Below are 25,852 nucleotides of genomic sequence, written 5' to 3' on the forward strand. Positions count from 1 at the left end.
TATAGATTTACTTAATGGCCCTTATTTGCTGTATGACAATGTCATGGTCCTCAACTTTATTGATAAGCTTAGTAACCTTGCCCTGAATATCTGCCAGGATAAAACTCATCTTATCCTGTTCAGCCCTTGTTACTTTTACATTGTGCTCCAGCGATGTCAACATTCGATACATTTCTTCCTGCCTTGACTCCATGGTATCAAGTCTTGATTCTACTCCGTCAAGTCTTATTTCTACTCCGCCAAGTCTTGTTTCTACTCCGTCAAGTCTTGTTTCTACTCCGTCAAGTCTTGTTTCTACTCCGTCAAGTCTTGTTTCTACTCCGTCAAGTCTTGTTTCTACTCCGCCAAGTCTTGTTTCTACTCCGTCAAGTCTTGTTTCTATCTCTCCAAGTCTTATTTCTACTCCGCCAAGTCTTGTTTCTACCTCTCCAAGTCTTGTTTCCAATCTGTCGAATCTTGACTCCATTCCATCAAATCTTGAATCCATGCTTTCAAGCCTGTTTAAAATTAGTTCAAACATCACCCTGGTTTCTTTATCCACTACCCTGCACCTCCGTACATCAAATATTAACTAAATTATAACATTGCTGTATATAGATTTCAATGAAATATTAGGCTTAAATTGATGGATATTCAGGCACTCTTAATTTACCCCATAAATGTCTACCCATCAGTGAACTACCACCGAGACAAGCAACGGTGGCTTCGTGAGAGGTTTGGTATTTAAGTTTCCACCTTAACAGGCAACCCTTACTCTCAACGGGGAGGACACTCTCCCTTTATCCCTCATAGTTTTTACTATTTCGGGAATACATTTCTCTTCTTTTCTTAGTATATTTAAACTTCCATTAACATCTGCATTTACTAATCCAAAGTTTGATTTAAAAAGTCCTCTAACTACTCTACGAGTTTTGTTATAGTATTTTTTATTTATAGGTTCTAAATCGAAAGCACTGCACCCACTTGTATAACTCTCTTCCTTAAATTTAACCTCAATCCCTTGTAATTTAGCCTTATACTTAATTAGTTCTGCTAATTTTTGTATAGGTATTTGAACAAACGATTTATTATAATTCATATTTAGTTTAAGTCCTTCAATTTTGCCTATAACAATTTTGTAAACATTATGCTCTATTGCTTTATCTATAATATTTTTACTTACTTTATGAAGATAATCATTGATATAATTTTCTCTGTATCTTCTTAATGAATTAATCATTTTAGTATTTTTGAATTTATCAGAACCTATTTTTTTCATTTCAATACTTTGATAATAAGAAATTTTCTTGTTTACAAAAGCATTTATACTTTTAAGTTTTTTACCACAAAACAAGTAACTTTGATTACCTTCTTTAAATGTTAACGTTGCAAGATTATCTAAACCTAAATCTATAGCCATAACATTAGTTTCTTTTGCTTTTTCTAACTCTTGCTTATTGTAAATTATAATTAAATACCATTGTTTTAAAGAATTATCCCACTTAATTCTTACTTGTTGTATCTCATCCCAATTTATAAGGCTTTGAAGTTTATCTGAAACCTCAAAATTTAAACTCTCTACCTCAAATTTTTTCTGAACTGTTTTGGAAAGAGATAACATTAGCCTATTTTCTTTAAATCTTATAGCAAGATTGGTAAATATAATCTCATTCTTTCTTTTATCTGTATTTTTAAATTTTGGAGGTTTTGGAACTCCATTATATTTACTTTTATTCTCCTTATAATCTTTAATACTTGCAAAATAAGATTCCCAATTTTGCTCTACCACTTTAAAACAATGTTGTCTTGTATGGCTATGTAAATAATCACAGTGCCAATTATTTTTATATATCTTTTCAATTTCAACATAAGGCTTAAATCCATTTTCTCTTAAATCATAATTAACTATGTTATAGAGTTTTGTTGTATGAAATGATAATTCTTCTATAATCTTTAATTGTTCTTCGTTTAATTTAGGTTTAAATTTGAATGCTAATTTCACTTTTTTCACCTCCTTTACATTTTTATCTATGTATTTATCTTAACATGTCATTGATACATGGTCAACTATGTGGTAAAATTAATTTATACTATTTAGGAGGTGCTTAAAATGGCAAGAAAAAATATTAATACAACAATAGATGAAGATTTATATACTGAAATTAAAATATTGGCTATTAAATTAAAAGTCAATGCTAACGACTTAATCGAAGAAGGTATGAAATATGTCATTGAAAAATACACAAGAATGTTTAATTTTTAGGCATTTAACCTAAAAATTAAAGGCACAATTCATCCTCCGAGATAAACAACGGAGGTTTTCTTGTGCCAATATTATAAATCATGTAGTTAACATAACAAGAATGGTATTTGTCATTAATTTGTTTTGCATGCCTTTAGCATGAAATTGTAACATTTATTTTAAGCTAGATTTACAGAAGGGTTAATATTTTTTTACAAATTTGTTACTTTAATGACAATATATTATGTTTATGTTATTATGTTGACCAAGAGGTGGTAATAAATATTTTGCTTAAGACTTTAGAAGGAGGTGAAATACATATTGAATAGTCAAAGAGTGTTATCTGTTAAAGAAACAAATCTGTCTCAAAATTCTCATTTAAAACACAAATCAATTAACCAAAAATCTAAGGAGGTTTTTTTTATGTCAAAGGTAAGAAAGATTTTGTCTCTAACTATAGTGTTTGCGATGTTCCTTACACTATTTGCTGGAATCACTACTGTTTCTGCTGCATCTGATTACAGCAGCTCAGTGGAAAGAATGCAGAAATTTGGTATCATGAAAGGTGACCCAGATGGTCAATTAAGACCTAACTCTGATGTTTTAAGATCAGAATTTTTAACAATGTTAGTTAGAGCTTTAGGTTATGAAGATGCTGCTGTAGCAGCTGCTGGCAGCACAAGATTCACTGACGTTCCAGCAAACCACTGGGCATCCGGTTATGTAAATGTAGCTGTACAACTTGGTATTACTAAGGGTACAACTGAAACTACATTCTCACCAGATAAAAAAGTTGAAGTTGTTGAAGCCGTTGCAATGATTGAAAGAGCAATGGGTTATGAAGTTTTAGCGCAAGAAAAAGGCGGTTATCCTGTTGGACATTTAGTTATTGCAAAGGACAGAAACTTCGGTCTTAATCTTTTAGATGGAGTTTCTGAAGCAGCAACAATGCCTGCACCAAGGGGATTGGTTGCTAAATTATTTGATAATGCTTTGAATGCAGCTTTCTACGAAATTGATTCTTATAGCAATGGAGTTCCTACTTATAAACCAAATCCAAATATTACTTTCCTTACAAAGATGGGATATGAAAAATATACTTTGGGTGGCGATGATGTAGTTATTGTTTCAAGAACTCCTTATTACGGAACTGATAACGATAAGATCCAGGTAATCAGGGCCAACAAATCCGGGACACCTTCAGAATTAAATGTTAAAGGATATACACCGGAAGAATTAAATAGCTTTATAGGTAAACGTATCAAAGCTTATTTCGATGCAGATGATAATAATAAACTGGTAGATATTCAGTTGGCTGATAAAGATAAGACCGTAGTGGTGGCAGCAAAAGAAATATCTAAAGACGGCGATAAGATTAAAATCAAAGACAAAGATGGTACAGAAACAAAATATGATGCCAAAGACGGTAAAATCGGTGCAATAGTTAACTGGAATTTTGAAACAGCTGACAATGCAGACATTTTTGCTGCAGGTGCTTCATTCGGTGATAAGAAAGACCTTATTGAAGCCACAGCAGTTATTTTCGATGGAAAAGTTGACTTTGTATATGGATTTAAATATGAAGCTCCGGTAAAAGTTTCTTCTATTGTTGACAACAAAGTAACAGGGGCTAAATATGTAAGGACAAATGGTGGATCCAAATATATTGATAAAGACAAAGATAACAAGGCTAAATTCAGTATCATAATTAAGGATGGAAATCAGGTTGAACTATCAGCCTTAGCTGAACACGATATCTTGTATGTTGCTACTGAAAAATCTGATGCATCAGAATCTAACGCTAAGGATAACAGAATCAAGTTCTTCGTTGTAAGCAATACTGTATCCGGTGAGTTAAAAGCTGCAAAACTTAACGCTTCAAATGAAGCAGAAAAAATTAAGATTGGTGACACCACTTATGATGTATTAACTCCTACTGCACTTGCAAGCTGGTCTGTAGCATTTGGCGATACTGTAAAAGCTAGATTAACTAAAGATGGAAAAGTATATGAATTGGTTAAAGAATCCGGTGCTATTACTGAAGGTTATTCAATTGTGTTAAATAAAGCAACTGAAACTGACCGATACAATAATACATCAAAGTATGTAAAAGTATTAAAAGCTGACGGTACTAAAGTAGAATACAAAGTTAAGAAAGACAGTAATGCAGATACTAATTTTGCAACTATTGCAAAGGGTACGCTTGTTAAGATTGAATTAAATGCTGACAATGAAATAGTGAAAATAATTGAAGCAACTGCTGTCCCAGCTGGTAACCAAAATGCAAATGACATTAGCAAGAGAAAACTTGCCGCTGGTTTAGTTGCTAAAGAAGATACTGTACTCTTCAATATGACTAACGATAACTCAGGTTCTAACGATGATGCAGAAGCAAATGTTATAACTTGGGGCAACCTAAGCGATAATAATACTGTGACTTATTACTTCACAGATGATGGTTACATTGTTGCTGCTATGTTTACTAACGCATCCGCCGAAGCAACTTATGCTGTAATTGCTGATAAAAGTACTATTAAGGATGGTAAGAACCATTTAGTACTCATTACTAAAAACGGCAAAGTAGAATTTGATACTAATAGTGCTGTTGCTGAAGGTATAGGTGATGTTGTTGAATTCACCCTTAGTGCTGATAACAAAGTAAAGAGTACAACTCCTGTTACAGTGGCTACAGATGTATATGAAATTCAAGATATAACATCTAATATTATTAAGGTTAATAATACAATTTATACTTTCGCAGATAATGTTGTTGTATATTACAATGAAAACCTGGATAATACTAAAGATTTTACTGCCATGAGTAAGGCTGATCTTTATAAATATATGCAAGTTAAACTATACCTCAACAGTGACAATGACATTATAGCAGTTGCTATTAGCAAAAAATAATTAAGTATAAAAAGGTTGTGTTGATAAATCAGCACAACCTTTTTTAATAACTTATTTCCCATAAGTTGACACTAAATCATACTCCATTTTTCCAATAATATATTTAAATAAAGCTTCCCTGCTTTTATTATACCCATCCATTACTGCAAGTTCGCTATCCATAAGATCAAGAGAAGAAATCAAACCAAGGTCATATCTTAGTTTTGCGGTTTTATATTTATCTTTTGCGCTTTGTAAGGATAACTCAGAAATTTTATATGTATCCCTTAACAGTGTAATATTTTTTATCTTATCAGCTATTTCAATTTCTATATCCTTCATTTTATTGCTAACATCATTCTTTATAGTATCAAGTGCTATTTCTTCCAATTTATAAGTTGAAGAACCTACAGAATAATATGATTTGTAAACATCAACTTTAAGCTGCTGAAGTTCTTGTGAGTTTTTTAACTGTTTTAGGTCCAGTCTCAGTTCTAATGCTTTTTCAATTATTTTTTCAACATCGTATTGCTGTTCCTGATCAATTACAAAATTATCTATATACTCAACCACAAAATCTTCAGGAGCATTGATTAAATTGAGCAAGTCTCTTTTCATATTTTTTTCATTTGTACTTAATTGTACCATTTGATTATTGATTGAATCCAATTGTTCTTTTAATGTCTTAATTTCTAATTCGGTTGCCATATTAAGTTTTAGCCTTAGTTCCCCAATTTGGATGAGCTTGTTTAATTTTTCAAGGGATTTTTCCAAATATTTTTTTTGATTTTGTATTTGAATGGCTCCCAAATAGCTTTGATAAATTCCAAGCTTTAACAGTTGCTTTGTTTGCTCTTTTTTTTCTAACAGCAAATCATAATTGTACTGTGCTGCTTTTAAAGAATAACCTCTTTTTGCCAACCCCGTCTGTGCCTGACTGTCAATACTGCCTGCCAAACCAACGGGAAAATCAATATTTTTGACACTTTCAGCAGCTTTCTTGATATCTCGAAGATTAATTGCTAATTTTTGTATCTCGGTATCAATTTTTTCTAAATCTTTATTATTTTTTAAAGCATATTCAATCAAGTGCTCTAGCGATTTTATGTTTTTATCCAGCTCTTGTGCCCAAACTCCCACTGTAGTACATACAAATAACATTAGACATAATGATAGAGCAACTAGCTTTTTTAACATCATTTCACACTCCTATCTGAATTTTTCTTTTAATTAATATATATTACGGAAAAAGTCGATAAAAGTTTTATAATTTTATTATATTTATTTAAATTAAAAAAGTGGGCTTTGCCCATTCCAAACTCGCCCCGGCCCCTCAAGGCTTTGAGGGGGAGTTTTTTGTTTGCCTCCGACGGCCTGACGGTTTCCCTCGGATCACTTTTTTCCATAGCGATTTTCTTTCGCTCCTTATAAATCTCAAAACATCCAGTCTTCTTCTTCCTCGTCTGGAAAGCTTTTGTTCCCTGTTACATATATAACTTCCTCAGATTTATTTATCTTTGGACTTCCAATAGGCTTCATTATCCCTTTGCATTCCTTACACTCAAATTTTATTGCAACAGGCCTTACCCTATGACCAAATCTATTTAAAAATTCATCCCAATGGTCAGAAAATATCTGCTTTATTATCCCTCTTGTCATTCCACATACTTCCTGTTAATCTTTTACATTATTCTGATAGCCCTTGCTATTACTATGTTAAACCATAGTCATTTTACCAAAAAAATTTATACTTTCCTAGACAACTAGACAATAAAAAAGGAAGGAATAAAATCCTCCCTTTTTTATTTTAATCTATATTATTTCTTTTGAATACCTACTACTGCTACATCTCCATCAGCGTTCAAGAACAGACGAACATCCATATACTTGTAAAGATCATCCTTAGTTAAAGCTTCAAAGTCTTCGGTTACATCAAAATCTTTATTATAGTATACAACTACATCATCGGCAAATGTGTAAATTGTATCATTAACCTTAATAATATTGGATGTTACATCTTGAATTTCTCCATATACAGCATAGCTTACTGTGTTTACAGAAGTATTTACTTTGCTGTCAGCAGTAAGTGTGAAGGATATAACAGCACCTGCTGTTTGAGCAATAGTTCCATCAACGTCATATTCAACAGCACCGTCTTTAGTAATAAGTGCTACACGATGCTTATTGTCTTTGATTGTAGTCTTATCGGTGATTACAGCATAGCTTACATCAGCGGATGCATCAATAAACATAGCCGCAACAATGTAACCATCATCTGTGAAGTAATAAGTTACAGTGTTATTATCACTTAAGTTATTCCAGCCAATAACATCTGCTTCAGCGTCATCAGAAGTATCAACGTAAGCATTAGTCATATTGAAGAGTATAGCATCCTCTTTAGCAACTAAACCACCAGCAAGTTTTCTCTTGCTAATATCATTTGCCTTTTGGTCAACAGCTGGAACACCAGTTGCTGAAGTTACTTTAACTATTTCACTGTCAGCATTTAATTCAATCTTAACAAGTGAACCCTTTGCAATACTTGCAAAGTTAACATCTGCATCACTATCTTTATTAACTTTGTATTCTACTTCAGTACCATCAGCTTTTAATACTTTCACATACTTTGATTTATTACTGTATCGGTCAGTTTCAGTTGCTTTATTTAACACAATTGAATAGCCTTCAGCAGTCGCACCAGACTCTTTTACAATTTCATAAACTTTTCCATCTTTAGTAAGTCTAGCTTTAATAGTGTCACCGAATTTTACATTGTCCCAATCATCAAAGTCACTATCCACCGCATTGTATACTTTCTCTTTTCCTGGGTAAACTTCATAAGTTGTTGAATCAATCTTAACTTTTTCAGCCTTATTTGAGCCGTTAAGTTTTGCAGCTTTAAATTCACCGATTACGGTATCGCTTACAACTAAGAACTTGATTCTGTTATCCTTAGCGTTAGATTCTGATGCATCAGCTTTTTCAGTAGCAACATATAAAATATCGTTTTCAGCCAAGTCAGCTAATTCAACGATTTCACCATCTTTTACAATTTCAGTGAATTTAGCCTTGTTGTCTTTATCCTTATTGATATATTTGCTTCCACCATCTGTTCTAATATATTTAGCTCCCGTTACTGTATTGTCAACAGTAGAAGAAACTTTTACCGGAGCTTCATATTTAAATCCATATACAAAGTCAACTTTACCATCGAAAATAACTGCAGTAGCTTCAATAAGGTCTTTCTTATCACCAAAAACACCAGCAGCTTCAAAAGCAGTTTCATCAGTTACTGAGAAATTCCAGTTTGCAACTGCACCAATTTTGTCATCTTGCATTTCATAGTTAGTTTCTACATCAGAAGTATCTTTGATCTTGATCTTATCGCCATCTTTAGATATTTCTTTTGCTACTACTACCACGGTCTTATCTTTGTCAGCTAACTGGATATCAATAAGTTTATCGTCATCATCGTCATCATAATAAGCCTTTACACGTTTACCCATGAATTGATCTAATTCTTCAGCAGTATATCCTTTTACTTTTACTTCTACAAGACTACCACCCTTGTCTTCTGCAAGAAGTTTAACCTTATCAGCATCAGTTCCGTAGTAAGGAGTTGCTGCAACGATAAATGTATCAGAACCATTAATCTTCTTCTGTACATATCCCATCTTAGTAAGGAAAGTAACACCAGCGTCCTGCTTATAAGTTGGAACGCCATTGCTGTAAGAATCAATTTCATAAAAAGGACCATTTAAAGCATTGTCAAATAGTTTAGCAATTAAACCTCTTGGTGCTGGAAGAGTTGCAGCTTCAGAAACACCGTCTAATAATTTAAGACCATAGTTTCTGTCCTTTGCTACTACAAGATAACCTGTTGGCCAGCCACCTTTTTCTTTTGCCAATACTTCATAACCCATTGCTCTCTCAATGAATGCAAGAGCTTCAACAACTGTTACCTTATCATCCGGAGCAAAAGTATCTTCGCTTTTACCCTTAGTAACTCCAAGTTGTACAGCTACATTTACATACCCAGATGCCCAGTGGTCGGCAGGAACGTCTGCAAATTTTGTAGCGCCTTTTGCTGCTTCAGCTGCACCTTCGTAACCCAATGCCCTTGTAAGCATTGTCATGAATTCAGCCCTTGTTACATCAGCAAATGGTTTTAAATCGCCAGTGCCGTCACCTTTCATGATACCAAATTTCTGCATTCTTGCAACTGAACTGCTGTAATCAGAAGCAGCAGAAGCGGTTGAGATTCCGGCAAATAATGTCAGCATCATAGTAAATACTACTACTAATGCTAATGCCTTTTTGAGATTTCTCATACTCTCAAATCCTCCCTTATAATAAAATATAGTTTTTTTGAAAGAGGGGTTTATACTATGTACGTGGTTAGGTTATCCCTCCTCCTTTATAACCTAACGTTTGCATCAGGACTGCACTTGTACTAAAATTAGTAAAAGTTACCTGTCCTGATTCTATGGTAAATTATATCATTGGAATATTTAGGAGTCAAGAAGGCAGTTTGAGTTGTAACAAAACTGTAAAGTAAACGATATTGTTCACGGTTTACGGTTCACGGTTCACAGCCTGTTTTGATTGCATTTAGCTTCGATAGCCCTTTTCAGCGCTTGTAACATTTTCAACACAATAAGTAAATCTTTTGATAACATTTCATATGATTCTTGATTTATATAACCTAAATCTTTACTTAGCAGCAAAAGATATTCTACTTCATTAGCTGATCCTATGGATATAGAAATAAATCTTTTAAAATCTCCAAAAGAATTTCTTCCATGACCTTCGGCAATATTTGTAGGAATAGAGGCAACTGCTCTTCGGATCTGATTAGTCATTCCATATCTCTCGTCTGGTGGAAACTTATTGGTCAATTTATACATATTAATTGCTAATTGATGAGACTTTTGCCATACTTTAAGGTTCATATAATGCTTGACATTATCTAGATAGTCCTCTCTGGATTCTAAAACTAACATATCATCGTTAACATCTTGAACGTATTCCATAACTGTCTTATTCCTCCAATAGTATTAACGGCCCACAATTCTCTGTGAACAGTGAACTGTGAACCGTGAACATTACCTCTTAGTTCCGAACTCCAAGCTTGCTCGGATAAATTCCCTGAACAACGGATGTGGTCTGTTTGGTCTCGACTTGAATTCCGGGTGGAATTGGACGCCGATGAACCAGGGGTGGTTGGGGAGTTCGATGATTTCGACGAGGCGTTCGTCGGGCGAGAGGCCGGTGAGCAGCAGGCCTTTTTCTTTTAGTTGTTCCCTGAATTCGTTATTTACTTCATACCTATGACGGTGCCTTTCGTAGATTAGTTCGTCTTTGTAGGCATCGTAGGTTTTGGTGTTTTCGGCGATTTTGCATGGGTATAGTCCTAAACGCATGGTCCCGCCCATTTCCTCGATATCCTTCTGCTCGGGCATGAGGTCTATCACCGGATATGGAGTTTGCGGATTCAATTCGGAGCTGTGGGCATCTTTCAGTCCTGCTACGTTTCGGGCGAACTCTACTACCGCAAGCTGCATGCCGAGACATATCCCGAAGTAGGGAATATTGTTTTCCCGGGCATATTTTGCAGCGGTGATTTTTCCTTCCACTCCCCTGTCTCCAAAGCCGCCGGGTACCAGAATCCCGTTGGCATCGCCGAGCAATTCTTTGCAATTTTCTTCCGTTACATTTTCGGAGTTGACCCATTTTATCTCTACATCGGCATCATTAGCTATTCCGCCGTGTTTTAACGATTCTACAATACTGATATAGGCATCGTGCAAGGCAACATATTTGCCTACCAGTGCAATTTTTACCTTGTGCTTAAGATTCTTTACTTTGTTTACCATCTCCGTCCATTCGGTGAGATCGGGGTTGGCACAGGCTACGTTCAGGCGCTTGCATACGATTTCCGCAAGGCCTTCTTTCTCCAGCATCAGCGGAACTTCGTACAGCGTTTCGGCATCCAGGTTCTGAATGACCCAGTCTCCCGGAATGTTGCAGAATAAGCCGATCTTGTCCCTTGCTTCCTTTGACAGCGGCATTTCGGAACGGCATACGATAACGTCGGGCTGAATCCCCAAGCCCAGCAGCTCTTTTACGCTGTGCTGTGTAGGTTTGGTTTTTTGTTCCCCTGATTTGCCCAGGTAGGGAACAAGGGTTACATGAATGTACATGCAGTTTTCTCTGCCTACATCGGCAGCAACCTGACGGATGGCTTCCAGGAAAGGAAGGCTCTCGATGTCGCCCACGGTACCGCCTATTTCGGTGATAACGATGTCGGTATGTCCCGACTTGCCTACCCTATAGATCCTTTCCTTGATTTCATTGGTGATGTGAGGGATCACCTGCACCGTACCGCCCAGGTAGTCGCCTTTTCTTTCTTTTGATATTACAGACCAGTATATTTTTCCGGTGGTGACATTGCTGTTTTTGCTTAAGTTTTCATCGATAAACCGCTCATAGTGGCCCAGATCCAGGTCGGTTTCGGCCCCGTCGTCGGTTACAAATACTTCCCCATGCTGATACGGACTCATGGTGCCCGGATCAATATTTATGTATGGGTCAAATTTTTGTATGGTTACGTGCTGTCCACGCGCTTTTAACAATCGTCCCAGGGATGCAGCAGTGATGCCTTTGCCGAGGCCGGATACAACGCCTCCGGTTACAAAGATATACTTGACTGGCATGATTTGTCCTCCTTTATACACTTCCTGTTCATGGTTTACAGTTTGCAAATTTCATATTTTTAACCACACTATTTTATTATTAGTACGCTGGAGTGTCAAGGAGTTTTTTGCTTAAAGTTATATCCAATATAATACATTTTGACTGCTGGTGGAAAACCTCCGGTTATATAACCGGAGGTTTTCCGTAAAATTAGTAGCGGGTGAAATAGGTGTATCCGCTTGAGGACCTGTAATATTTTGCCAGTTTCTGCTGGTTATATGTATCATATACATACCCTTCTATATATTTATTTGAAAATTCATTTTTGATATCATTATAAATCTTGGACATCAGTGTTTGTATCTGACTATTTGTGAGTGAATTCCATTTGGATTTGTATTTATTATAATTTATATTAATATAAAAAGTAATATCATCCTCGTTTCCGTCCAGTTCTATGGAAAGTTCCACATCATCAAAATAATCATAATATTTGTCATCCAGTTCTTCTTCCAGGTCGGATAAATCCGTATTATATCCAAGCCGTACAGTTCCGTTGGAGGATGTTGAAAAGGATAATAATGTTGAAGAGCCTGAACTGCTTTTAATATAGCCGTCTATATCTGCATCGGGATATTCATCTTTAATCACGTCACAGATATCTTGAAGAAATTCTTTTTTATCGCCGGTTGTAAGCCTGCGCCACTCATCTCCGTACTTGCTCATATCTATGTATATTCTTACGGTAATATCATCTTCATCTCCGCTTAAAGAGATGTTGAACTTGATATCTTCATATTCGGAATAATCATCGTTTAGCTCATCTTCCAAGTCATCAATATCTAATCTATAACTGCTTGTTTGTCTGCCTTCAAGCATTTTAACTTTTTGTTCAAGCAGGTATATCTGGTAGTCCTTTGCTTGCAGCTGCTGCTTTAGGTTGTCCACGGTAGGATCCGGTTTATCGGTAATGGTTATTGTATAACTATTACTGTCCCAGTGCACATCTTTATTAAATATATTGGCTAGCGTACGCAATGGGACATAGGTCGTACCATTTACGACAAATGGTTGAACATCCATATTTATTTGCTGGTTGTTGCTTATGATTTTTATATCTGCGTACCACGCATCCAGTTTTTTGATGTTTCCTGCGGCGTGGACGACAGATATTAGTGATAATGTGATAATAAATGCAGTAATTACTGCCAAAAGCTTTTTTTTGGATTTCAACATTTTTTACCTCCTATGTTTGACTTTTACTTATGTTGATTGTATTTTACCAGGAGATAATTGTCAATATTTAATTCATCCTGCCGGCTGCTGTATCATCTCTACTTCTATTTCTCTGTTCTTCTCCAGCTCCTGCGATATTTTCTTTATGCATTCTACTATCGGTTCGAAGTTTTCGTAGAATATGATAATAAGGTCGCCGGGCCTTGCGTCCAGCATGGCTTTTTGGAGGGCTTCTACTTCGTTGTAGATAATCTCCACATTTTCTTTTGAAATGCCGCCTTCCAGTACCGAATTGTACAATATATCGGCTGCTTCGCCTTGTTTGCGTCCTCTCAGGTCACTGTCTTCTTTAATGTAAATATAATCAAAATTTTCTCCACACAGCCTGCCTACCAGGCTAATATGCCTGTCCAGCCTATCCCCCGGCATTCCTATGACTCCCACGAGACGCTGGGCGCCGAGACGCCTTGCCGAATCCAATACAGTCCTGTATCCTGCAATGTTGTGCCCATAATCGACCAGCACGCTAAAGCTGCCTAGCTCGAACAGGTTAAACCTTCCGGGGTTCACATTGACATCGGCACGGAAAGATTTAAGTCCTTGCACAATCTTTTCAACAGGTATCTTTAGCCCGCAAGCTCCGCTTACTGCCGCAAGACTGTTTTCTATATTACATTCCACCTTGCCCTGGTAAGTGGCAGGAATATCTTTTACATTTAGTACCGGTGTTGTTTCATTCCCTTTTGCCATTACAATTATATTATCTTTAATATATACTGCTCTTCCTCCCTGCTTGAGATGTTTGACCACTATAGGATTATCATGATTTTTCGAAAAATAGATGATTTCACTTCTTACCCTCGGGATAATTTCCAGTACCATGGCATCATCGGCATTAAGCACCGCATAGCCGTCTTTTTTTACTGCTTCCACTACCAGAGACTTGACAAAAGCCAGATCTTCAAGGGTATTTATTCCATCTATTCCAAGATGGTCTTCAGTAATGTTTGTGATAATTCCTACATCTGCCCGGTCGTATCCCAGTCCTCTTTTTACCATGCCACCCCTGGCTGTTTCCAGCACTGCTGCTTCTACCGACCTGTTGCCAAGAACCATCCGGGCACTGTGGGGACCGGTATTATCGCCTTTCAGTATACATTTTTCATCTATATAGATACCGCTGGTGGTTGTCATACCTACGGTCAGCCCGCACGTCCTGAGGATATGGGCGATCATCCTGGTAGTAGTAGTCTTCCCATTTGTCCCTGTTACCGATACAATAGGAATAGAGCAGGGCACTCCTTCCGGGAATAGCATGTCTACAATCTCTTTTCCTACATTTCTTGCTTTGCCTTCACTGGGATAAACATGCATCCTTATGCCCGGCGCTGCATTAACCTCTACGACCGCCCCACCGTTTCTATATAAAGGCACCGATATATCGGGGGATGTTATATCGATTCCGGCTATATCGAGTCCAATAGCCTGTGCAGCTTTTACTGCAATTTGTGCATTATAGGGATGTATCTCATCCGTCCTGTCGGTGGCTGTTCCACCAGTACTCAGGTTACCGTTTTCCCTTAACCAGACAACCTGCCCCTTTGATGGGATTGATTGATCAGTAAGCCCTTGCTTCTCCAGTACTTGCTGTACGGTATTATCCATTTTCAGCTGTGTAAGGGGTTTTTCGTGTTCTTCTCCTCTTAAGGGATTAAGGTTTTCCTTTTGAACCAGTTGAGCAATAGTGCTGGTGCCATCACCTACTACACAGGCAGCACGGCGTTCGGCTACTGCACTGACTTTATCACCTACTACCAGTACCCTGTAGTCTTTTCCTTCGATAAATTTTTCTACCATTACGGCAGGACTGAATGCAGATGCAGCCTGGAAAGCTTTTCTTACCTGCTGTTCGCTGCTGAGGTTCAGTGCCACCCCTTTTCCCTGGTTTCCATCATAAGGTTTTACCACAACCGGAAAGCCTATTGCCTCGGCCAGGGTTACTGCCGAATCTTCGGTATAGGCAATATCTCCGTAAGGTACAGGAATATCCTGCTCGCTTAAGATTTGTTTTGTTAAAAACTTATTGCCGGCTATATCCACCGCAATACAGCTGGTGGCATCAGTAATGGTAGACTGTATTCTTCTCTGGTATTTTCCATAGCCAAGTTGAACAAGGCTTTCATTTCCCAATCGTGTAACCGGAATCCCTCTTTTTACAGCCTCATCTACAATTGCTTTGGTACTGGGGCCCAGTTCATACTGGGAAGAAATCTTTACTAATTTTTTAATTTCACCATTGATATCCAATTCTTCGCCCTTAATGAGTGCGTTTATCAATTTTACTGCCAGTTGTGCTGCTTCTACAGCACATTTTTCATTTTTATATTCATATATAATATGATATATGTTCGGTTCCTTCCATACTCTTGCTTTCCCATACCTGCTGTCATATCCGGCTGCTGATTGCAGCTCCAGTATAATGTGTTCTGCTACATGGGCAAGATAGGTACCCTCCTTCAACCTATCTACAAAACCACCTTCATATCCCGGTGAACAGCAGTGCCTTTTAATACCGGGTAAGAGGTGTACAAGTCTATCATTAAACCCCTCTATTTCTACAGTGGGAGTATCACAGTAGTCTTCCAGATCTACCGTAAGTTTTACTACAGGTCTGTGGCAGTAAATGTTCCTGCCGCGCAGACACTGTATGTCGATAATTTTCATTTATGAAAATCCTCCTTATTTTGCACCTTACTCACTACTCTGCTTCTCATATCAAACTTATATCCCTGTGGAATTACATGTAAAGTTACATTGGAGAGTGCCAGTAATTCGTCGGGGCTTGATTCTGAAACGTTGGAACTTTTTATGGTCCTGCCATCCAGTATAGTAACTGCATTGGTTCCTATAACTTCGAAATAGTCTTCGGGATATACTCTAATCGCAGTATCTTCATCTATTCCTATCCCTAACATATAGGGGTTTTGTGCAATACCGCAAAGGAGCCTCCCTATTCTTCCCCTCTGGTCAAAGTGCTGGTCTATGATTGCTTCCTCCAGTAATCCCAGTCCGGGAGCCATTTTCAATGTACACTTTCTTGCAGCCTCATTATTACTTCCCTCAACAATCATTGTACTGCTCATTACTGATGCTCCGGCACTGGTCCCTACGATTAATACTCCTTTTCGGTATGCATCATGCAAAGCCTGATTCACCAAAGTGCCCCCCAGAATACTGCTGATTCTCAACTGGTCACCTCCGGTAAAAAAAATGGTTGTTGCGTTTCTAATAATTTCTGTATTTTGGGATTGGTCGGCATCATCCCTGGAATCTATATTCAATATTGCAATATCTTTCACACCTAGTCGTGTAAATACTTCCCTATACTGCTGCCCCACTTCCTGCGGCAGCTGGGTTGCAGTGGTAAGTACTACCAATCGGGCATTTTCTCCTCCTGCAATCTCTACCACTTTTTTCAATATGCTGCATTCATTCTTCTTATCTTCAGCACCACCTATAATGATAAGGTTTCCCCGTACTTTGTCGCCCATAAGAAACTCCTTATTTTCGTGGGTTGTGTTAGTATGCACTGCTCGATACCCACATGCCTATCGTTATGTCATTACGTATTTTTGCCATTTACTATAACATTATTCAAAATTTTACTATAAAGGATATGTTTATTGGTTTCTATATATTTACTAATAATGATTTTACATGGCAGATAGAGTTGATAAGTTCACAGTTCACGGTTCACTGTTCACTGTAAAAGCTATTAAATCGTTTGCTGCTGTGAACTGTGAACAGTGAACCGTGAACTATATAATAATTCATGAAAATTTAAAGCAATAGAATAGGGTAATTCGTCAAATTACCCTCCAGCTTCTTTTATTATGTTGTTGGTTTTAATCTCAGTCTTAGACTTAGACATCCTGTATTCAATATATGATTGTCATTACACCTAAAAAAGTTCTGAAGAAAGTTATTGTAATTGCTTGCAGCAATAGGCCTATGATAGCAAATACTATACTGAAGGTGATTACTCTTTTCCCTTGAGCTCCTTTGCTTTTTGCAATTAATCCCATTGCTATACCCAATGGTCCAAAAACAAAAGGTAACAGAAAGATTGAGGTTATTGCAAATATCCATCCCAGCGTAATATATGTCCTACCGTGATTGTGCGTCGTGCGGTCAAAGTTTTGGTCATGGCTGATGTGGTCCACAAAACTTCACCTCGAAATAAAAAATCATTCATAAGTTATTATGAATGATTTTTTATTGTTTTATTCAAATATATAAAATTCATATTGTATATTTTCTCAACTCGCCTTTAATGTCTTGAGTAAGCTGTTCCATTTGTTGTATATATGCCATGAGCTCCTTTATTTTTTCGGAATATTCTGTCACTGTTGCACTCATTTCTTCAGAGGAGGCAGAGTTTTCTTGGGCAATGGCAGCAAGGGAGTTAATGTTTTCAAATACATTGGTAATATGAGTAGTTTCGGTTGAAAGCTTTTCTACCAGTGCGGCAATCTGTTGTGCAACATGGGCCACCCGTTCGGTGGAGGACATGTTTTCCTGTGAGACCTGCACCAGTGTCCTGTTGCTTTCTTCCAATTGCTCAAACTGGCTTGAAATTTCTTCCACCACTGAACCGATCTCTCCGGTGAATTTGAGAAGATTATCGTTAATATTTTTCACTGCCCCTTTTGAACTTTCCGCAAGTTTACGGATTTCTTCGGCTACCACTGCAAAACCTCTTCCCATTTCTCCGGCCCTGGCTGCCTCGATTGCAGCATTTAATGCAAGGAGATTGGTCTGCTCGGAAATGGAGGCTACAGTGGTTACAATGGTCATAATTTCCTTTGCTTTTTCGGCAAGCTCTTCTGCCCGCCGGTTTACTTTTGCAAAATTATCTTTTACAGCTACAATCATGCTGGTGACTCTTTCTATGTCAGCATGAGATTTGGTAATGGTTTGGACCGATTTTTCCAGCTGTTCTTTCTCCTGCATTTCCAGATTTGCAATATTATTGAGGATTGTAACATTACTATTCAACTGATGGACGGCCTTTTCGGTTTCTTCGGCCTGATGTACCGCACCATAGGCTACTTCTTGTACCGCAGCCGAAATGCTGTCGGACAGTTCTTTCATTTTTACTGCAATTTCACTGAAGTCTTTGGTAAAGCGGTACATGTCATCGGTGCCGCCTTTAAGGGCTAGAAAGTCTTTTCTTATGTTTTCCTTAATTTTATTAAACTGTGCCACATATTTTTCAAAATCGTCACCGGTTTTAATATTTGTATTGCCTGAAAAATCAAGAGAACTCATGCGTTCTAATTCATCCCGGAAGTCTTTCATGGGATTTAAACAGCCCATGGATACAAACATGGATGCAATAAAGATAACTGCTGTATAAATCAAGCCTGTCCCAAGATTTTGCTGTATATTGGGCAAGATGTATGCCAGTGCAAAAAGCAACGAAGTATAGATTGAGATTTTTATTGGGACATTTTTTATAAAACCAAGTGAAAAAATTCTGTTGAATAGATGATTTCTGATGACGTCTTCCTGCTTTTCAAATTTGAGTCGGACAATCATAAAGCTGTCCCCTTCCGGAGTTTGTCCTCTTTCCAACTCAGTCCATTCCAACTTTTCTTTAAACAGTTGCGCACTGCCTTCTAATAAGCCTATAAAGTAGTCAAAAAATCCTCTTTTGGATACGTACTTTAATTCAATTTCTGTAGGAGACAGTTCTTTTACTAACATTCGCGGAGGACGTGCGCCTTTGATTTTTTTAGTAATCTGGGTATGTACGTCATCCATCAGTGTAATAAATCCTTTGAGACTCTTTCTTTCAAAATAGGAGGGAAACCATGTCCTAAATGAAAGAATATTATTGCGTCCCAATTCTCTTAAAATAACCGATACATCCTTACCTACCTGTTTTGCAACTGAGTCAAAAAATTGCTTTACTTCTCCATCGTCTATATCTTCCAGAGGTGAAATAACCCTGTCTGTTTGCCAGCCTATCGTACTCATGGCTTTGTTAATATTTTCTTCACCGTAGATATTTTTGAAAGTTTTTATCCATAGTGATACCACCGTGCCTTTCATGCGCTAACCCCCTTGTCTAATTTAGAATACATTAATTTAGAGTACATTTTACATCATTTGTTTAATTATTACAACAAATTTTATTGATGAAATCACTGAAAAAGTGCCTATTTTTTCAGCAGTTTGCTGCCGTCCCCATGTCGCAAAAAAACAGCGGAAGCTATTGCCCCGCTATTTTCTGTCAGCTAATGCTTTTGCAAACGCTACGCCGTAATCGTATATTTTCTTTAGCTCTTCTTGTGAAGGGACAAAATTGGCTTTTTGTCCTTCACCGAATAAATCCAGTTTCAGGCTTTTTACTCTTTCTTCCATCATCTTGACGGATTCGCCGCTCCAGCCGTAGGAACCGAATACACCGCAGAGCTTACCTTTGTTGGTAATCGCATCTACAACTGATAAGACATCCCAGATAGGTTTTACGGCATCCCTGTTGATGGTAGGTGAACCGAATAACAGCGCATCGGCTTTGTCAATTTTTTCTTTTATTTCTATTAAATCGTTATATATGATATTGATTACTTCTACTTCAAAGTCCCCTGTTTCTTTAATGGCTTTTTCCAATTCTTCTGCCATCCTTCGAGTGCAGCCGTAAGCAGAAATGTATGCAATTAAAACCTTCTTCGGACTGTTTTTCTCTAAAATGTCGCTGCTCCACTCCCTGTAGAGCTGCATCGCATTCTCTATCCCTTCCGTCAGAATCGGGCCATGGCTCGGGCATACAACATCCAGTTTTAGATTTTGTATCTTTTCCAGGCCTTTTAAAACATGTTCCTTAAAAGGACTGAATATGACATCGTAGTAGTATTTAAAAGCATCCTTAAAATTCTTACGGTATATAATCTTACCGTCAAACATTCTGGGCTCACAGAAGTGGCATCCTAAAAAGTCGCATGGGAACAGGGCGCTGTCTTCTTCAACATAGGTGAACATTGAATCGGGCCAGTGAAGAAAAGGAGCGATAATAAACTTTAGTGTCTTCCCCCCGAGGTCTATGGCATCTCCATCTTTAACCACCTGGAAGTCAAATTCCTGGTTAACAATAGCACCTATATACTTGTTCCCCGCCATAGAGGTAACTACCTTTATTTTTGGATTTTCTCTTAATAAATATTTTAATGCTCCTGAATGGTCCGGTTCAGTGTGATTAAGTATAATATAATCGATTTCGTTGATATTGATAATACTCTTAATATTATCTATATACTCATCAAAAAATTGGGTATGTACCGCTTCAATCAGGGCTGCTTTTTCTCCTTTTACCAGATAAGCATTATAGGATGTCCCGTATTCGGTCTTCATGATGATGTCGAATATTCTTAAGTTGGGATTTAATACACCTACAGAGTAAATCCCATTTTTTATCTCGAATGCTGGCATGTGTGTCTCCTTTCATATTTTTTCAAATGCATCCTTGCCCAGTCCGCACATTGGGCATACCCAATCATCCGGAATGTCCTCAAAGGGTGTTCCCGGTGCTATACCTCCGTCAGGATCTCCTACTTCCGGGTCATAAACATAACCACAAGCTGTGCATTCATATTTGTCCATGATTATTCTCCTCTCTTAATTGATTGATATTTTAAATATACCCTTTATAAGGTTAGTATAACCATTTTTTTGAATTCTGAATATAATTAAGATTGCTTGCTTATTTCTTCAAGTATCCCTTTAAAGTATTTTGCATGTTCTTTTTCTTCTTCAATCAAAATGGCCAGTACATTTTTAACTTCTTGATATTTGGCTCCTTCGTACATTTGGGTATAGAGTGCTGCGGTTGTTTCTTCGGCTTGCACCGCATCAGCTACAGCAGTTTTCAAGTCTTTAAAGGCGTCATCAGTTTTGGGCTTTTTACTGAATACCTGATTTTCTACCATTGATTTTAGATATGCTGCTACATCAGGCTCAAATAAGTATTCATCATTAAAACCATTTTTCTTTTCTAAAAACTCATTGTAAAGTCGGGTAAATTTCTCTTTGTGTGCCATTTCTTGTCCGGCTGCATGTAATAAAAAGTCTCTTAGTTTGCCGCTGGTATATTTAGCACCACTGGTATAGAAATTCATCCCCTCTTCTTCCATGGATATTGCTATCTTTATTATTTCCAAATCATTAAAATTACCATATATCATTATAGAGAACACCTCCATTGTTATTAGTTCGGAATTTGGAGCTCTGAGAATTGTCGTGCTGTAACCTGGCGAACTCGAATTGCCAAACTTTGCACTATTAATAATATACCACAGAATTGTTGTTAAAAACAGATTTTTTTACATTTAATTTAAATAAACAAAAAGATTGAGACTAAGGTTTATCTGCAATTAAAATTAAAATTTAAGTCTTAATCTCAACCTTAATCTCAATCTCATTATTGACCTTGCTTACCTTCTTTATCTGTTTTGTCTTTTGCATCTGCTTTATCTGCCTTATCATCCTTTACTTCCTTGTTTTCTTGTGCAATTAAATCCGGTTTTGCTTTAAAAGGCTTACTGATATCAAGATGTCCTTTAAATTCCGGTACTTTTTTACCATCTACCGTGAACTGTACCTGGTCAATGCCGCTTATTGCTGTAAGAGTATTAACGATGGAGTAAATCGTTAGTGTCTCTCCTGTTGAGCCCCCTGGATGTTTTTCAACAAACTCTTTTGAAAGGTCTACCATTGCCGTATTCTTTTCAACTTTTACTGATGGTATCTTTACACCTTTAGGGAAAGGACTGGTAAGATTTCCGCTAATTGGCCCTTTGAATAGTTCGGCCATAACTACCTTAGCTGTTTCATTTATATCCTTTACACTGCTTTTCGCTACAAATCTTTTTTCTGCTACCAGTTTCGTAGCCTGTTTATCTGCAAAGTACAGGGTTAGAATTACCTTTTCCCCTTCTTTTTTCAGTTGGTCTTCTGTAATCATAGTACTGCTAGCAGGCTGCACATCTTCTACTGTTGCGTTTTTTGCTGTTTCTTCGGATTTCTTCTTAAGTGATTTGAAAGAACATGCCGACAATGCTCCCACCATCAGTAACATAGCAAGGAGTATGCACATAAATTTCTTCATAGCTCTGAGCCCACCTTTCAAATTTGTTTCTAGCATATTTTATGCCTGGATTAACTGGGATATGACAAGTTTTGATAATTGCCCTCATGACTCACAAAAATTGTTTTTATATCGATAACCAATATTAAATTTACAAATAAATTAATGTAGTTATCGATGAAATTAACCAACTTTAAAATCACAATATTTAGTTTTAAAGTTGGTTAATTATAGTAACAGGATAATAAAAATATACATATATTGTATAAACAAAACATAAAATATTTAATACTTTCTTAACATTTATATGCTATTATGTTTATTTAATACAAAGGAGGTGTTTTTATGGATGAAAAGAAGATAAAGCCTGTTAATATTGCTGACAACAAATCTAAAGATAAAGAAAAGGGAGATCTTGATGATTTCATTTTTTCTCAACAGGAAAATAAGAAGTGCTCAGAGAAATGATAAGATACAGGCAAAGATACAGATAAAGATAAAGATAATTATGATAAGAAGCATGTCTTTATCCATATCTGTATCTTGAAGCATCAGTCTTACTTGGATAACAATTCCATTGCCTTTTCCAACTGTTTGTCTACTTCTATCTCCACATCTTGTACTGCATTATTTAAAGCTATCTGGGTAGTGATATCCAATACACCGTAAGAGAACAATTTCTGTTCTGCCTGGAAGTCTTTTATCGCTTTAAATGTTTTTTCATCCAGAATTTCATCGGGTTCGTCCACGTCATATCCTAATAGTTTAAGTCTTTGCTCAGCGGCTAAAACATCTTTACCTTTATCTCCAAGAGTAGGCTTAACTGTATATGACAGTTTTTCCAGAATATTCGCATCTACCTTTTTCTTTATATTCTTTACTTCTATATCGGGGTGAATTCCATCACCATCAATTGCCCTACCGTTTGGAGTAAGGTATCGTGCAATTGTCATCTTTATAGCACCACCGACACGAAGGGGTAATACTTCCTGCACCGTACCTTTACCAAAGGATTTTACTCCTACGATTTTTCCAGCCTTGGAATCCTGTATTGCACCTGCCAGGATTTCAGATGCACTGGCACTTCCTTCGTTAATGAGTACGACAACCTCATACTTAGTTTTTTGCAAATCAGAATAATATGTTTGTTTTTGGTTATCCTTGTATTCTATGTGTACAATCGCACCTCTATTTGGGACAAAATGCTTTGCAACCTCAACTACCTGCTCTAATGAACCTCCTGGGTTATTTCTTACGTCAATGATCACCTTTTTTATTTTCTGACTATCAAAGACTGTTAAAGCTTTTTGCATATATTCTTCTGTGTTTGCGTTAAAGTCTGAAATTTTTATATATCCTATATTCCCTTGTTTTACCTCAAAGCTAATCGGATTAATCTTTATTAGGTCTCTTACAATGTCAAAATATATTATTTTATCATTCCCTTCCCTTTTTATACCTAATCTTACGGATGTGCCAGGTTCCCCTCTCATTAATGGCACAGCCATCTCTACTTCATATGCTGACACATCAACATCATTTATATAGATGATTTTATCACCGGATTTTAATCCTGCCCTTTGGGCCGGAGTGCTTTCCAGGGTCGTTAAGACGGTAATATTTCCATCCCTCTTTGCTACAGTTATGCCAATTCCTCCAAATTGACCATCTACTGCCGTAGAAAACTGTTCATATTGATCCTGGTAAAAGAATGTGCTGTGTTGGTCTAAGGTACCGAACATTCCTTCAATTGCCTGTTCCAGGAGCTCTGGATTTTTTTCGATAATTTTACGAAGCGCACCTTCAAGTATTTGGGTATCGGTAATCTCACCTTTATACCTTGCCATGATATACTCTTTTACTCTTTGCAGATATTCATAATTAGGATCTGTTTTTGCTTCTTGTGCAAATACCACTCCGGTAAATAATAATATTATTGTTATTGCTAGTGCAATTGACCTTTTAAAATTTTTCATTTTACATTCTCCTTGTATAATAGTATTTGTGCGGGGTGACACGGGGACGGTTCTTTTGTCACCTTGGGACGAGGTGACAAAAGAACCGTCCCCGTGTCACCCGCGTCACCCACTAATTGAAGTATATTATATTCTCCCTGTAATCCCTCTGCAAGTCCCTTTCCAGGAACTCCAAAAAGCGTACCAGCATTGCTGACGCTTCTGCGCGGGACATGACCTTGTTGGGGTTGATATTGTTATATTCATCTCCGTATATCAGTCCCAATTCTCCGGCCACATATATGCTGTCTCTTGCCCAGTTAGGAATCTCCCGGTCATCGCTAAAGGAGGTATAGTAGCCGGGAGTGGGAGCTTTGTTTTCGAATCCCAGTGCCCTTATTAATATTGTGATAGCCTGTGCCCGTGTTAACGGTTCACCGGGTCTGAATAAATCTTTCGTTTTACCTTTTATAATTCCTTTATTTAAAGCATCTTTTATATATTCATAGTCCGGGTCTTCAACTGCTACATCAACAAAAGGCGACTCCTCTTTTGGCTGGTTTCTCTTCCTGACGATGGGTTTCTTTTTCTCTTCTACCGTGGGCCTTATGTTGCAGGCCTTTATAATTCCTTTGGTAAACTCCTGGCGGGTCATTGGAATCTCCGGGGTGAAAAACTGGGAATTTTCATCAAATACGTCCAAGGAGTACAGCTTTTCAATATAGCCCTGCGCCCAGTGTCCTGCTGTATCTCTAAACTTGGGTACAACCAGTCTTTCCAGCTTGGGCACCATGCTTTTTGAAATCATTATAATATCTTCATTGCGTTTTGTTTTGTCAGGAGCCGCAATTTCTATTTTACTCAGGCTGTATCCGGCATCGGCTTCATTCATTTTGGGAAGGTTATAATCATACTTGGATACCATCTCCCGGTTTGTAACCCTGATATACCCTCCATTGAAGCTTGAAAAATTGGCTTCATTATCTGCATATTTTAAAACCTTGGTAGTACTATCCGAAACCTGGATTTTAACAGTACCTTGCCACGATATGTTTTCAACCTCGGAACCATTGGTATTTTCATCGGCTCTATTCGCATCCACCTGCCTGTCATAAGTGATAACGCAGTCAAGCATTTGTGTTTCGGTATTCCCCCAGAAGTTTTGATATCCTACATCCCCTCCTGAGATATCTACGATGACCTTTCCCTGGTCCCTGTTGATGGTATAGTATTTTCTTCCCTTTATGTTTCCTGAGTAAAAGTTAGCCGCTGGCCGGTTGTCTATGACATCCGATTTTGAAAACTGGAAATCTGCCAGCTGATATCTGTCCGCCCCCATCTGAAGGGTTTCAGAGTACCTGCTTACACTGGTATCTGCGATAGTTTGTCCTTTGTCATTCCTCTTTGTATAGCTGGTTACATAGGTTATCATCCTGTCCAGCCTTGCAGATACGGTCTTATCCTCAGGCCTGAGATTGAGCCTGTAGGTTACAGTTTTCTGATCATCTTTTTCATTTTCTGTCATAATAAGCTTTCCCACGAATTTTACAGGTTCTCCGGTTAGAAATACGATTTCCTCATATTCATATTCGTTACTGACTCCGCCTGAAAATCCAGGGGGAGTTGCAAATACAGTTGTAAAGTTCATTATGCAGCTGAAGATGATAAAAGCTGCAATAAATTTTTTCACAAAATTCCCCCTTCCTG

At 37.4% G+C, this 25,852-nt stretch carries 22 protein-coding genes; 3 read left to right on the top strand and 19 right to left on the bottom strand.

Annotated elements, in window-relative coordinates; all coding sequences use genetic code 11:
* Positions 1 to 7: 7 nt before the first annotated feature.
* Together CIB29_RS10710 and CIB29_RS10715 are read right to left on the bottom strand one after the other, a co-directional pair.
* Positions 8 to 541 (bottom strand): coiled-coil domain-containing protein, encoded by a 534-nt coding sequence (locus tag CIB29_RS10710; protein ID WP_198543836.1) that lies wholly within the window; start codon positions 539 to 541, stop codon positions 8 to 10.
* A gap of 195 nt (positions 542 to 736) precedes the next feature.
* The gene (locus tag CIB29_RS10715) at positions 737 to 1,981 is read right to left on the bottom strand and encodes an RNA-guided endonuclease InsQ/TnpB family protein (RefSeq protein ID WP_094549562.1); all 1,245 of its coding nucleotides are present in this window, start codon (positions 1,979 to 1,981) and stop codon (positions 737 to 739) included.
* A gap of 108 nt (positions 1,982 to 2,089) precedes the next feature.
* Between CIB29_RS10715 and CIB29_RS10720 the strand changes: the two genes are divergently transcribed.
* Both CIB29_RS10720 and CIB29_RS10725 read left to right on the top strand, forming a co-directional pair.
* Positions 2,090 to 2,242 carry a ribbon-helix-helix domain-containing protein gene (locus tag CIB29_RS10720; RefSeq protein ID WP_094548563.1) on the top strand — a complete coding sequence of 51 codons (153 nt, stop codon included), beginning with the start codon at positions 2,090 to 2,092 and terminating at the stop codon, positions 2,240 to 2,242.
* 402 nt (positions 2,243 to 2,644) lie between these two features.
* Positions 2,645 to 5,131, top strand: coding sequence for an S-layer homology domain-containing protein (locus tag CIB29_RS10725; protein ID WP_094549564.1), 2,487 nt, complete (start codon positions 2,645 to 2,647; stop codon positions 5,129 to 5,131).
* 51 nt (positions 5,132 to 5,182) lie between these two features.
* On the opposite strand, the gene CIB29_RS10730 is transcribed toward CIB29_RS10725, so the two are convergent.
* The 15 genes from CIB29_RS10730 to CIB29_RS10800 form a co-directional block, all read right to left on the bottom strand.
* Positions 5,183 to 6,310 (bottom strand): TolC family protein, encoded by a 1,128-nt coding sequence (locus CIB29_RS10730; protein ID WP_094549566.1) that lies wholly within the window; start codon positions 6,308 to 6,310, stop codon positions 5,183 to 5,185.
* A 26-nt stretch (positions 6,311 to 6,336) separates the two neighbouring features.
* A complete protein-coding gene (locus CIB29_RS10735) occupies positions 6,337 to 6,516 on the bottom strand; it encodes a hypothetical protein (RefSeq protein WP_094549568.1) in 180 nt (59 codons plus the stop codon).
* Between the two features lie 28 nt (positions 6,517 to 6,544).
* Entirely contained in the window at positions 6,545 to 6,769 is a 225-nt protein-coding gene (locus CIB29_RS10740) for a hypothetical protein (RefSeq protein ID WP_094549570.1), read from the bottom strand.
* Positions 6,770 to 6,927: 158 nt separating this feature from the next.
* On the bottom strand, positions 6,928 to 9,441 hold the full coding sequence (locus CIB29_RS10745) for an S-layer homology domain-containing protein (RefSeq protein WP_094549572.1): 2,514 nt from the start codon (positions 9,439 to 9,441) through the stop codon (positions 6,928 to 6,930).
* Between the two features lie 258 nt (positions 9,442 to 9,699).
* The gene (locus CIB29_RS10750; protein ID WP_198543837.1) at positions 9,700 to 10,143 is read right to left on the bottom strand and encodes a four helix bundle protein; all 444 of its coding nucleotides are present in this window, start codon (positions 10,141 to 10,143) and stop codon (positions 9,700 to 9,702) included.
* Positions 10,144 to 10,215: 72 nt separating this feature from the next.
* Positions 10,216 to 11,826: a CTP synthase gene (locus tag CIB29_RS10755; protein ID WP_094549574.1), complete on the bottom strand. Its 1,611-nt coding sequence runs from the start codon at positions 11,824 to 11,826 to the stop codon at positions 10,216 to 10,218.
* Positions 11,827 to 12,016: 190 nt separating this feature from the next.
* Entirely contained in the window at positions 12,017 to 13,042 is a 1,026-nt protein-coding gene (locus CIB29_RS10760) for a copper amine oxidase N-terminal domain-containing protein (protein ID WP_094549576.1), read from the bottom strand.
* A gap of 72 nt (positions 13,043 to 13,114) precedes the next feature.
* Positions 13,115 to 15,766 carry a cyanophycin synthetase gene (gene cphA, locus CIB29_RS10765; protein ID WP_094549578.1) on the bottom strand — a complete coding sequence of 884 codons (2,652 nt, stop codon included), beginning with the start codon at positions 15,764 to 15,766 and terminating at the stop codon, positions 13,115 to 13,117.
* Positions 15,763 to 16,593, bottom strand: a complete 831-nt coding sequence (locus CIB29_RS10770) for a cyanophycinase (protein ID WP_094549580.1) — start codon at positions 16,591 to 16,593, stop codon at positions 15,763 to 15,765. The genes cphA and CIB29_RS10770 overlap by 4 nt, the downstream gene beginning before the upstream one ends.
* Before the next feature lie 387 nt (positions 16,594 to 16,980).
* Positions 16,981 to 17,265: a hypothetical protein gene (locus CIB29_RS10775; protein WP_094549581.1), complete on the bottom strand. Its 285-nt coding sequence runs from the start codon at positions 17,263 to 17,265 to the stop codon at positions 16,981 to 16,983.
* A gap of 79 nt (positions 17,266 to 17,344) precedes the next feature.
* A complete protein-coding gene (locus CIB29_RS10780) occupies positions 17,345 to 19,159 on the bottom strand; it encodes a heme NO-binding domain-containing protein (protein WP_094549583.1) in 1,815 nt (604 codons plus the stop codon).
* A 171-nt stretch (positions 19,160 to 19,330) separates the two neighbouring features.
* On the bottom strand, positions 19,331 to 20,536 hold the full coding sequence (locus CIB29_RS10785) for an FprA family A-type flavoprotein (RefSeq protein WP_094549585.1): 1,206 nt from the start codon (positions 20,534 to 20,536) through the stop codon (positions 19,331 to 19,333).
* Positions 20,537 to 20,548: 12 nt separating this feature from the next.
* The gene (gene rd, locus CIB29_RS10790) at positions 20,549 to 20,707 is read right to left on the bottom strand and encodes a rubredoxin (protein WP_094549587.1); all 159 of its coding nucleotides are present in this window, start codon (positions 20,705 to 20,707) and stop codon (positions 20,549 to 20,551) included.
* A gap of 86 nt (positions 20,708 to 20,793) precedes the next feature.
* Positions 20,794 to 21,288, bottom strand: coding sequence for a ferritin family protein (locus tag CIB29_RS10795; RefSeq protein WP_242965162.1), 495 nt, complete (start codon positions 21,286 to 21,288; stop codon positions 20,794 to 20,796).
* Positions 21,289 to 21,524: 236 nt separating this feature from the next.
* The gene (locus CIB29_RS10800) at positions 21,525 to 22,211 is read right to left on the bottom strand and encodes a GerMN domain-containing protein (protein WP_157910276.1); all 687 of its coding nucleotides are present in this window, start codon (positions 22,209 to 22,211) and stop codon (positions 21,525 to 21,527) included.
* Between the two features lie 324 nt (positions 22,212 to 22,535).
* On the opposite strand from CIB29_RS10800, the gene CIB29_RS19455 reads away from it, so the two are divergent.
* On the top strand, positions 22,536 to 22,658 hold the full coding sequence (locus CIB29_RS19455) for a hypothetical protein (protein WP_278335844.1): 123 nt from the start codon (positions 22,536 to 22,538) through the stop codon (positions 22,656 to 22,658).
* Between the two features lie 89 nt (positions 22,659 to 22,747).
* On the opposite strand, the gene CIB29_RS10805 is transcribed toward CIB29_RS19455, so the two are convergent.
* Together CIB29_RS10805 and CIB29_RS10810 are read right to left on the bottom strand one after the other, a co-directional pair.
* Complete coding sequence (locus CIB29_RS10805; protein WP_094549591.1) at positions 22,748 to 24,166, bottom strand: S41 family peptidase; 1,419 nt, start codon at positions 24,164 to 24,166, stop codon at positions 22,748 to 22,750.
* A gap of 112 nt (positions 24,167 to 24,278) precedes the next feature.
* Positions 24,279 to 25,835 (bottom strand): S-layer homology domain-containing protein, encoded by a 1,557-nt coding sequence (locus tag CIB29_RS10810; RefSeq protein WP_198543838.1) that lies wholly within the window; start codon positions 25,833 to 25,835, stop codon positions 24,279 to 24,281.
* Between the last annotated feature and the right edge of the window lie 17 nt (positions 25,836 to 25,852).

Source organism: Petroclostridium xylanilyticum, from assembly GCF_002252565.1.
Taxonomy (GTDB): Bacteria; Bacillota; Clostridia; order SK-Y3; family SK-Y3; genus Petroclostridium; species Petroclostridium xylanilyticum.

Bases quoted from the DNA above. Each gene is read 5' to 3' on its own strand.
- CIB29_RS10730 (WP_094549566.1), bottom strand. From the start codon at position 6,310: ATGATGTTAAAAAAGCTAGTTGCTCTATCATTATGTCTAATGTTATTT.
- CIB29_RS10740 (WP_094549570.1), bottom strand. From the start codon at position 6,769: ATGACAAGAGGGATAATAAAGCAGATATTTTCTGACCATTGGGATGAA.
- CIB29_RS10805 (WP_094549591.1), bottom strand. From the start codon at position 24,166: ATGAAAAATTTTAAAAGGTCAATTGCACTAGCAATAACAATAATATTA.
- CIB29_RS10780 (WP_094549583.1), bottom strand. From the start codon at position 19,159: ATGAAAGGCACGGTGGTATCACTATGGATAAAAACTTTCAAAAATATC.
- CIB29_RS19455 (WP_278335844.1), top strand. From the start codon at position 22,536: ATGGATGAAAAGAAGATAAAGCCTGTTAATATTGCTGACAACAAATCT.
- CIB29_RS10760 (WP_094549576.1), bottom strand. From the start codon at position 13,042: ATGTTGAAATCCAAAAAAAAGCTTTTGGCAGTAATTACTGCATTTATT.
- CIB29_RS10800 (WP_157910276.1), bottom strand. From the start codon at position 22,211: ATGAAGAAATTTATGTGCATACTCCTTGCTATGTTACTGATGGTGGGA.
- CIB29_RS10735 (WP_094549568.1), bottom strand. From the start codon at position 6,516: ATGGAAAAAAGTGATCCGAGGGAAACCGTCAGGCCGTCGGAGGCAAAC.
- CIB29_RS10725 (WP_094549564.1), top strand. From the start codon at position 2,645: ATGTCAAAGGTAAGAAAGATTTTGTCTCTAACTATAGTGTTTGCGATG.
- CIB29_RS10770 (WP_094549580.1), bottom strand. From the start codon at position 16,593: ATGGGCGACAAAGTACGGGGAAACCTTATCATTATAGGTGGTGCTGAA.
- CIB29_RS10720 (WP_094548563.1), top strand. From the start codon at position 2,090: ATGGCAAGAAAAAATATTAATACAACAATAGATGAAGATTTATATACT.
- rd (WP_094549587.1), bottom strand. From the start codon at position 20,707: ATGGACAAATATGAATGCACAGCTTGTGGTTATGTTTATGACCCGGAA.
- CIB29_RS10795 (WP_242965162.1), bottom strand. From the start codon at position 21,288: ATGATATATGGTAATTTTAATGATTTGGAAATAATAAAGATAGCAATA.
- CIB29_RS10785 (WP_094549585.1), bottom strand. From the start codon at position 20,536: ATGCCAGCATTCGAGATAAAAAATGGGATTTACTCTGTAGGTGTATTA.
- CIB29_RS10745 (WP_094549572.1), bottom strand. From the start codon at position 9,441: ATGAGAAATCTCAAAAAGGCATTAGCATTAGTAGTAGTATTTACTATG.
- CIB29_RS10750 (WP_198543837.1), bottom strand. From the start codon at position 10,143: ATGGAATACGTTCAAGATGTTAACGATGATATGTTAGTTTTAGAATCC.
- CIB29_RS10755 (WP_094549574.1), bottom strand. From the start codon at position 11,826: ATGCCAGTCAAGTATATCTTTGTAACCGGAGGCGTTGTATCCGGCCTC.
- cphA (WP_094549578.1), bottom strand. From the start codon at position 15,766: ATGAAAATTATCGACATACAGTGTCTGCGCGGCAGGAACATTTACTGC.